The sequence below is a fragment of the Sutterella seckii genome, assembly GCF_009183815.1.
Lineage (GTDB): Bacteria > Pseudomonadota > Gammaproteobacteria > Burkholderiales > Burkholderiaceae_F > Sutterella > Sutterella seckii.
Map to the genome: position 1 here is coordinate 1 of NZ_WEHX01000207.1, position 882 is coordinate 882.

Consider the following 882-nt stretch of genomic DNA (forward strand, 5'->3'; position numbering starts at 1 on the left):
CACGAATTTTCGAGCAGTAGAGTTCTCGTGCAGGAAGTCCTCCATCTGGGGATCGCTCATGTTGTAGGCGATCTGAAGCAGATGAATCCGGAGCATCAGCTCAAGAGGGAAAGGCTGCCGGCCGCGGCGGCCTGACTCGTAGTAGAAGGGCTGAATCAGTGCCAGAAGGTCTGAAGCTTTTCCAACCGTTCGGTGAGGCGTTCCGTACGGGTTTTGCGGGTTTTCCGGCGAAGACTGGTTTCAAGGTCTGAAAACGAAAGCTGTTCCATCAGAAGCCTCTCGCAAATCTATTCATGATAGATATATTCTATCATATATTTGATATTTATGAAATCAGTGCATTATCTTTCGATTTGCTCAGAGCATCCTCAGAAATCTCAGATTGATTTTTTTGGGGACACGGGCAGGTTCGTCCGAACCTGCCGGTCCAGAGAAACCCAATGCGACGGCGAACGTTGAGGATGCCGGGACCGCCTGTGGGAATTGAGGCGGCAGTCCGCGAAAGCATCTAGCCTGGGCAGAAAAAACGGCGCTTCATTTCGGAAGCATCCGAAAGAAACGGTGGAGCTATTCTGCACGTTCCGCCGGCCGCTCGAAAATCGGAAAAACCCTGAAGTCGACGCAGAATCCTTTTCTCAGACGAGCGCATTAGACAAACCTAGACTTGTGCTGAGGAGAAAGCTTCATTTTTCTGCCTTTACATCAATGACTTGAATGATATTCATGGCAACTTCCTCAGCAACATAATCCAACTTATTAACGTAGGCACAAAATAGTTGACAGGCGGCTACGGTTATGTTATAATTGATAAATGAGTTATGAAGATAAAACCACCACAACCCTCGACGGCCGCAAGGCCACTCCTGAAGCCCAGCTCGAGCT

At 49.0% G+C, this 882-nt stretch carries 2 protein-coding genes; both read right to left on the reverse strand.

Features of this window, described 5'->3' with window-relative positions; translation table 11 throughout:
- A partial coding sequence (locus GBM95_RS13085; protein WP_264298107.1) for a transposase occupies positions 1 to 96 on the reverse strand: 96 nt, incomplete at its 3' end.
- A gap of 587 nt (positions 97 to 683) precedes the next feature.
- Positions 684 to 882 (reverse strand): hypothetical protein (locus tag GBM95_RS12860; protein WP_226963322.1); only part of this gene is annotated, 199 nt, incomplete at its 5' end.